Genomic DNA, 7,753 nt, shown 5'->3' on the forward strand with positions numbered 1-7,753 from the left:
CCCGACGATCGTGCCCCGCCAGCCGGCCCGCCGCGAGCGCCGCGACCGTTCCGCGTAAGTCCTCAGTGCTCGATGCGCTGGGCGTGGGTGTAGACGTTCATCGAGTCGCCGCGCAGGAAGCCGACCAGGGACACGCCGGCCTCGTCCGCCAGCTCGACGGCCAGTGAGGACGGGGCGGAGACCGCCGCCAGGATCGGGACGCCGGCCATCACCGCCTTCTGCACCAGCTCGAACGACGCCCGCCCGGACACCATCAGCACCATCCCGCGCAGCGGCACCCGGTCGGCCAGCAGGGCCCACCCGAGCACCTTGTCGACCGCGTTGTGCCTGCCCACGTCCTCGCGGACCACCAGCGCCTCCCCGGACGCGGTGAACAGCCCGGCCGCGTGCAGCCCACCGGTGCTCTCGAAAACCTTCTGCTTCTCCCGCAGCAGCCCCGGCAGCGAGTGGAGGACTTCGGCGGACACCGTCACGTCGTCGGCCGCGGGCGAGAACCGCGTCCGCAGCCGCACCGCGTCGAGTGCCGCTTTCCCGCAGACCCCGCAGGACGACGTCGTGTAGAAGTTCCGCTCCACCCCGACCTCGGGTGCGGGCACCTCGTCGGCCAAGGCGACGTCGAGGACGTTGTAGGTGTTGCGCCCGTCCTCGTCGGCCCCGTCGCAGTACCGCGCGATGGAGACGTCCTCCCGGCCGCCGATGACGCCCTCGGTCAGCAGGAAGCCGTGCGCCAGCTCCACATCGTGTCCCGGCGTGCGCATCGTGACCGCCAACGCGCGTCCCCCGACCCGAAGCTCCAGCGGCTCCTCCGCGGCCAGCGCGTCCGGCCGCGTGCGCCGCCCGTCGGCGCTCAACCGCACCACAGACCTGCGCACCGTCACTCGTCCCATGCCACCAGCCTAAGGAAGGCCATCCCCGACGCCTGCGCCCGTCGGGGATGGCCTTCCGCGGAGAGCCGCTCAGGTCACAGCCGCTGCCACAGCGCCGGGACGTTGGGCGGTTCCCAGCCCGGCTGGGACGTGTGTCCCTGCCAGCACCGGTAGCTTGCCCCGCCGTAGGTGACCTGCGTGCCCGCCGCGTACGCCACGTAGGGCGCCCACGTGCCGCCCGGGGGGACGGTGGTGGTGGTCGGCGAGGTCGTGCTGGTCGGCGGCGTGGTGGTGCTGGTCGGCGGGGTGCCGGACACGGTCAGCCGCAGGCCGTAGACGCTGAGGATCTCGTTGACCGGCTGGAAGTAGATCGTCCCGCCGGAGGTGCAGTTGCCCGAGCCGCCGGACGTGACGCCCTGGGCTTGGTCGCCGGTGAGCCAGGAGCCGCCGGAGTCGCCGGGTTCGGCGCAGGCGTTGGTCCTGATCAGGCCGGTGATCGTGCCCTCGGGGTAGGTGACGGAGGCGTTCTTCTGCTGGATGGTGCCGCAGCGCCAGCCGGTGGTGGAGCCCGAGCGGCACACCGACGCGCCGACCGGGGCCTCCGTCGAGCCTGCCACCGGGACCGTGCCGGGGTAGCGGTTGACCAGCGGCCGCGGGGTGTTGCCCGCCGCCGTGCGGACCCAGGCGTAGTCGTTGCCGGGGAAGCTCGAGCCCGCGACCGTGCCCGACGGGTTCGACGTGACGGTGCCCGTGCGCCCGCAGTGGCCCGCGGTGACGAACCCGCCTTCGACGGCGAAGCCGATCGAGCACCGACCGCTGCCGAAGGTGTAGGCGTTGCCGCCGATGATGTCGATCAGCGGCTTGGGTGATTCCGTGGACGCCTCGACCCGGACCGCGTCGACGCCGTTGGCACTCGCCCATGACTTCGCCGCGTCCTGGCTGCCGTCCTTGGCCAGGACCACAACCGAGTTCGTGGTCACGTCGACATACCAGCCGGGCACTCCCTCGGGTGCGGACTTCGCCGCCGTGTCGAGCCGGTCCTTGAGGGCGCTGAGCTGCGCTTCGCTCCTGGCGACGGTCTCCGGGACCGCGCCGAGCGCGCGGACCTGCTCGGCCTTGGTCCGGTCGGTCACCGCGACGGTGAAGCGGGTCGCGTCGCCGTTGAGCCAGGCGCCGCCGAAGGACGCGCCGAGCTTGGCCCGCAGGGCGGCCTCGGTTTGGGCGGCGACCTTCTCGCGGCCGAGCCGCTGCCGGGCTTGCTCCGGGGTGATGTGCAGGTCTCGGGCGAGCGCGGCCTCCATGGACGTGTCCGCCGCGGCGGACGGTGTGCTGAGCGCGACGGCGGTGGTGAAGCCGGCCACGCTGAGTGCCGCCAACGCGGCGGCGGTGATCTTTCGGTTCATCCGCTCTCCAAGGCAGGGTGAGGTGGGACCCTCCGAGCTAAGCCCTCCGGCGCCGTAATTGGTACATACCAATCTGGTCATACCGTTAAAGTTCGACAGGTGAACAAGGACAGCTACGACGTCGTCGTTGTCGGCGGTGGGCACAACGCGCTGGTCGCGGCCGCCTACCTGGCCAAAGCCGGGCGCTCGGTGGTGGTGCTGGAACGGCTGGGCCACACCGGGGGCGCCGCGGTGAGCGCGAGCCCGTTCCCCGGCGTGCGGCTCTCGCGGTACTCGTACCTGGTGAGCCTGCTGCCCGACCGGATCGTCGAGGACTTGGGACTGCGGCTCGACTTGCGCTCCCGCGCGGTGTCCTCATACACGCCGACCGTCCGCGACGGCCGTGCCACCGGCCTGCTGGTCGAGCGCGACCCCGGTCCGGTCACGGCGGAATCGTTCCGCGCGCTGACCGGCTCGGACGTCGAATTCGGGCGCTGGCAGGAGTTCTACGGCGATCTCGCCCGGGTGGCCCGCGCGCTCGCGCCGACCATGCTCGACCCGCTGCCGTCCACGGCGGCGGCCCGCGACCTGGTTGTCGGGGCGGCGGGCGAGAACGTCTGGCGGCAGATCTTCGAGCGTCCGCTGGGCGAGGTGATCGAGGAGACCTTCACCGACGACCTGGTGCGCGGCGTCGTCGCGACGGACGCGCTGATCGGCACCCACACTTCACTCGGGTCGCCGGACCTGTTGGCCAACAGGTGTTTCCTCTACCACCTCATCGGCAACGCGACGGGGGAGTGGCGGGTGCCGGCAGGCGGAATGGGCGCGGTCACGGCGGAGTTGCTCCGGGTCGCACGCTCGGCGGGCGCGGAGATCGTGACCGGCGCCGAGGTGACCCGGGTCGACGTGGACGGCACGTCCGCGGAGGTCACCGTGGGGGACCGGGTGATCGGCGCGAGCCACGTCCTGTCGGGCGTGGCGCCCGCGGTGCTCGACCGGCTGCGGGGGCGCGCGGCGGCCGTGCCGGTGGGTGCCCAGCTGAAGATCAATGTGCTGCTGGACCGGCTGCCTCGGCTGCGGTCAGGGGTCGAACCCAGGCAGGCGTTCGCCGGCACGTTCCACCTCGACGAGTCCTATGTGGAGTTGGAGAACGCTTATCAGGCGAGCGTTTCCGGCAAGGTCCCCGAGTTCCCGCCGGGCGAGATGTACTGCCACACGCTCACCGACCCATCCATTCTCGCGCCCGAACTCGCGGCTCGTGGTGCGCACACCTTGACGCTCTTCGGGCTGCACCTGCCCGCCGCTCTGTTCGCCGAAGACAACCGCGGGCTGTGCGGGGATCTCATCGACCGGTTCATGGCCGGGCTTGATCGGCATCTCATCGATCCGATCGCCGACTGCGTGGCGCGTGACGCCGACGGAAATCCGTGCGTCGAGGCCCGCACACCGCATGACCTCGAAGAGGAACTGCGGATGCCGGGCGGCAACATCTTCCATGGGGACCTGTCGTGGCCGTTCGCCGATGAGGGTGGCTGGGGCGTGGAAACGGATGTGGCGAACCTGTTCGTGTGTGGCAGCGGCGCCCGGCGTGGCGGCGGCGTGAGTGGGATCGGCGGCCACAACGCGGCGATGGCGGTGCTCAGCCGATAAGGGCGGGCAAGCCGCCTGCGTTGGCGCCGACACCGCGGCGATGGCAGTGTTTGTCCGATGAGCAAGGCGACGGTCGCGGCACTGGCCTACCTGGCCCTGGTCGCCCTGGTGTGTGTGGTCACGGTCGTGGTCGCCGCGGCGGGCGACACCGAGTCCATGGTCGGCGTCTCGTGCGTGTTCGTGACGATGCCGGTGTCCCTGCTGGTGGTTCAGGCGGCAGGCGCGATCGGGTACTGGCCGGTCGTGATCATCTCCGCGCTCGTCCAGGCCGCCGTGGTCTGGTGTGTCGTGCGCGCGCTCACCAAGTGGTCCGCGCCGGTCGACGGTTCACCCTGACCGCGATCACGCCCGAGTAGGGGTTCTCCGTGGTGGCGGTGTGACCGGCAGCGCACTGCGAGCGGGCATTTTCGGGGCTGCGCCGTGGTTGACTCCAACGTCCCAAAGACGACGGGGAGAGGAACCCAGACGATGTCGGCACCCAGCAAGCTCACCATGTACTCGACGACCTGGTGCGGGTACTGCCGCAGGCTCAAGACGCTGCTCGCCGCCGACGGCATCGAGTACGTCGAGGTCGACATCGAGGAGACCCCCGGCGCGGCCGACTTCGTCATGCAGGTCAACGGCGGCAACCAGACCGTCCCCACCCTGCACTTCCCGAACGGCGCCGCGCTGACCAACCCGAGCCTGGCCGAGGTCAAGGCGCAGCTGGCCGCGTAGCCGCCTCCAGCCGAATGACGATCGACTTCGACGTCGGCGTGTTGGACGTGTCGGCCGTGGAGTCCAGCGGCACCAGCGAGTTCGCCTCCGGGAAGTACGCTGCCGCGCACCCGCGGGCCGTCGGGTAGGACACCACCCGGAACCGCTCGGCCCGCCGCTCGCGGTCCGGCCACTCGCCGACCAGGTCGACCAGTTGACCGTCCTCGAACCCGAGGGCGGTCAGGTCGTCCGGGTTGACCAGGACCACGCGCCGGGCGTCCTTGATGCCGCGGTAGCGGTCGTCGAGGCCGTAGATCGTGGTGTTGTACTGGTCGTGGCTGCGCAGCGTCTGCAGCAGCAGCCTGCCTTCCGGCACGAACGGCACGGTCAGCTCGTTCGCCGTGAACGCCGCCTTCCCGCTCCTCGTCCCGGTGAACTCGCGCGCGTCGCGTGGGGCATGCGGCAGGACGAAGCCGTCGGGCTCCCGCACCCGCTCGTTGTACGACTCGCAGCCAGGCACGACTCGGGAGATCCGGTCGCGGATCAGGTCGTAGTCGCGCGGGAAGTCCTGCCACGGCACCGGATGCCCAGGCCCAAGCAGCGCGTCGGCGATGCCGCACACGATGTCCACCTCGGACCGCAGCTGCTCGCTCGCCGGCTCCAGCCTGCCCTGCGACCGGTGCACGACCGACATCGAGTCCTCGACGGTGACGAACTGGTCGCCGGACGCCTGGGTGTCGCGCTCGGTGCGTCCCCGAGTCGGCAGGATCAACGCGGTCCGCCCGTGCACCACGTGCGACCGGTTCAGCTTGGTCGACACCTGAACGGTGAGGTCACACGACCGCACTGCGGCCTCGGTGACGTCGGTATCCGGTGTGGCGGCGGCGAAGTTGCCGCCGACGGCCACGAACACCTTCGCCTTGCCGTCGCGCATCGCCCGGATCGCCGAGACGGTGTCGTGGCCGTGCGTGCGCGGGACGTCGATGCCGAACTCGGTCTCCAGCGCCGACAGGAACTTCTCCGGCATCTTCTCCCAGATGCCCATCGTCCGGTCGCCCTGCACGTTGGAGTGCCCGCGCACCGGGCACAGCCCCGCGCCGGGCTTGCCGATCATTCCCCGCAGCAGCACCACGTTCGCGATCTCGCGGATGGTCGGCACCGCGTGCTTGTGCTGGGTAAGGCCCATCGCCCAGCACACGATCGTGCGCTTCGAGTCGGCCATCATCCGGGCGACCTTCTCGATCTGCTCGCGCGCCATCCCGGTCGCGGCGACGATGACGTCCCAGTCGATCTCGCGGACGCTGTCGGCGTACTCGGCGAACCCGATCGTGCGGTTTTCGACGAAGTCCTGGTCGACGACCGTGCCTGGGTTCGCCGCCTCCCAGGTGAGCAGCAGGTGTCCGACGGCCTGGAACAGCGCCTGGTCGCCGCCGATGCGGATCTGGCAGAACTCGTCGGCCAGTTCGGTGCCCTTGCCCAGCACCCCGCGCACGTTCTGCGGGTTCTTGAACCGCATCAGACCGGCCTCGGGCAGCGGGTTCACCGCGATGACCTTCGCCCCCGCCCGCTTGGCCTTCTCCAGCGCGGTCAGCATCCGGGGATGGTTCGTGCCCGGGTTCTGGCCGACGACGATGACCAGGTCCGCCAGCTCGAAGTCGGCCAGCGACACCGAGCCCTTGCCGACGCCGGTGGTCTCCGACAGCGCCGCGCCGGAGGACTCGTGGCACATGTTCGAGCAGTCCGGCAGGTTGTTCGTGCCGAACGAGCGCACCAGCAGCTGGTAGAGGAACGCGGCCTCGTTGCTGGTCCGGCCGGAGGTGTAGAAAACCGCCTCGTCCGGAGTGGACAGCGCGCGCAGCCGCTCGGCGATCAGCGTGAACGCGTCGTCCCAGGAGATCGGCTCGTAGTGCGTGCCGCCTTCGCGCAACACCATCGGGTGAGTCAGCCTGCCCTGTCCGCCGAGCCAGTAGTCCGTGCGCTCGGCTAGGTCCGCCACGGCGTGCGCGGCGAAGAACTCCGGCCCGGCCCGCCGCTTCGTGGCCTCCTCGGCGACCGCCTTCGCGCCGTTCTCGCAGAACTCGGCGGCATGCCGGTGACTGGGCTCCGGCCACGCGCAGCCAGGGCAGTCGAACCCTTCGCGCTGGTTGAGCAGGCGCAGCGTCTTCGCGGTGCGGGTCACCCCCATCTGCTCGACGCTCCGCCTCAGCGACACGGCGACACCGGGGATACCGGCGGCCCACTGCTTCGGGGAGGTCACGGACAGGTCGGACTCGACGACGTCTTTGTCGGGGGGCTGGCGCACCATGCGCCCATCTTCTGCCCCATGGCGTACGGATGCCATACGGTCGGTGCGCGAGTCACGCGAGGAGGCGACTGATGCCCACAGCCGAAGACCTGGCGGCCACGCTGAGCCGGGCCCGGGAGGCGTTCGAGGTCTCCACCCGCGGCGGTGCCGCCGCCTGCGGGAGCGGGCCCGCCGCCGACGCCTACGCCGGGCTGCGGTCCGCGCTGCTCGCCGAACTCGACGTCTGCCTCGCGGTCCTGGACGGTGCCGAGTGAGCGGGCCGGTGCAGCTGACCTCGCTGGTGCGCAACCTCAACGACCTGGGCGCGATGCTCAACCCGGTCAAGCTGGTGACCGTCGTGGCGAGCGTGGTCAACGAGATCAAGGAGCCCCCGCCCGGCGACCCGGACGCCCTGGAGGCCGTCGCCGCCGCCTACCGGGTGGCCGGTGCCTCGCTGACCCCGCTGGGGTCCCAGGTGGCCGCTCTGGGCGCCGAACCGCTCCCCGCGACCGGTCGGGTCCTCGATCGGATGGCGGCCACGCTGACCGCCACCGGCGACACCCTCGCCGACCTCGCGGTGTCCGTCCGCGACCACCAGCGCAGGCACGCCGAGCTCCACCAGGCCCTCGCCGCCGCCGCGCACGACGCCACCCACGTCGGCTCCGTGCCGATGCCCGATCCGGTCGGGATCGCCAAGCTGGTCGGCGTGGTCGGTGACCTGATCAGCGGCTGCGTGGCCGTCTACACCGACGCCCTCGCCGCCGCCGACCGCGCCGCCGGCAGGCTCACCGACCTTCGCGGCGCCGCCCGTGCCGCCGCCGCTGTCGAGGGCGGGCTGTCCCCGAAGGACGCGGTCGCGCTCGCCGACATCGGGC

Annotated in this window: 8 protein-coding genes; 5 read left to right on the forward strand and 3 right to left on the reverse strand. The window is 71.3% G+C overall.

Annotated elements, in window-relative coordinates:
* Positions 1-62 precede the first annotated feature (62 nt).
* Positions 63-887: a formate dehydrogenase accessory sulfurtransferase FdhD gene (gene fdhD, locus ACRDSQ_RS27390; protein ID WP_431424956.1), complete on the reverse strand. Its 825-nt coding sequence runs from the start codon at positions 885-887 to the stop codon at positions 63-65.
* Positions 888-961: 74 nt separating this feature from the next.
* Positions 962-2,269 carry an alpha-lytic protease prodomain-containing protein gene (locus ACRDSQ_RS27395; RefSeq protein WP_431424958.1) on the reverse strand — a complete coding sequence of 436 codons (1,308 nt, stop codon included), beginning with the start codon at positions 2,267-2,269 and terminating at the stop codon, positions 962-964.
* Positions 2,270-2,368: 99 nt separating this feature from the next.
* Here ACRDSQ_RS27395 and ACRDSQ_RS27400 point away from each other — a divergent pair, with 99 nt between their 5' ends.
* The 3 genes from ACRDSQ_RS27400 (at position 2,369) to ACRDSQ_RS27410 (ending at position 4,615) form a co-directional block, all read left to right on the forward strand.
* Positions 2,369-3,898, forward strand: coding sequence for a phytoene desaturase family protein (locus ACRDSQ_RS27400; RefSeq protein ID WP_431424959.1), 1,530 nt, complete (start codon positions 2,369-2,371; stop codon positions 3,896-3,898).
* 57 nt (positions 3,899-3,955) lie between these two features.
* The gene (locus ACRDSQ_RS27405) at positions 3,956-4,234 is read left to right on the forward strand and encodes an SCO4225 family membrane protein (protein ID WP_431424961.1); all 279 of its coding nucleotides are present in this window, start codon (positions 3,956-3,958) and stop codon (positions 4,232-4,234) included.
* Positions 4,235-4,366: 132 nt separating this feature from the next.
* Positions 4,367-4,615 carry a mycoredoxin gene (locus ACRDSQ_RS27410; RefSeq protein WP_431424963.1) on the forward strand — a complete coding sequence of 83 codons (249 nt, stop codon included), beginning with the start codon at positions 4,367-4,369 and terminating at the stop codon, positions 4,613-4,615.
* Here the strand turns inward: ACRDSQ_RS27410 and ACRDSQ_RS27415 are convergent.
* Positions 4,593-6,899, reverse strand: coding sequence for an FdhF/YdeP family oxidoreductase (locus ACRDSQ_RS27415; RefSeq protein ID WP_431424965.1), 2,307 nt, complete (start codon positions 6,897-6,899; stop codon positions 4,593-4,595). The genes ACRDSQ_RS27410 and ACRDSQ_RS27415 overlap by 23 nt on opposite strands.
* Positions 6,900-6,970: 71 nt before the next feature.
* On the opposite strand from ACRDSQ_RS27415, the gene ACRDSQ_RS27420 reads away from it, so the two are divergent.
* The gene (locus ACRDSQ_RS27420) at positions 6,971-7,153 is read left to right on the forward strand and encodes a hypothetical protein (protein WP_431424967.1); all 183 of its coding nucleotides are present in this window, start codon (positions 6,971-6,973) and stop codon (positions 7,151-7,153) included.
* Positions 7,150-7,753: hypothetical protein (locus ACRDSQ_RS27425; protein ID WP_431424968.1), on the forward strand; the 604-nt coding region annotated here is incomplete at its 3' end. The genes ACRDSQ_RS27420 and ACRDSQ_RS27425, both read left to right, overlap by 4 nt.

Source organism: Actinokineospora sp. (assembly GCF_050699995.1).
Classification (GTDB): domain Bacteria; phylum Actinomycetota; class Actinomycetes; order Mycobacteriales; family Pseudonocardiaceae; genus Actinokineospora.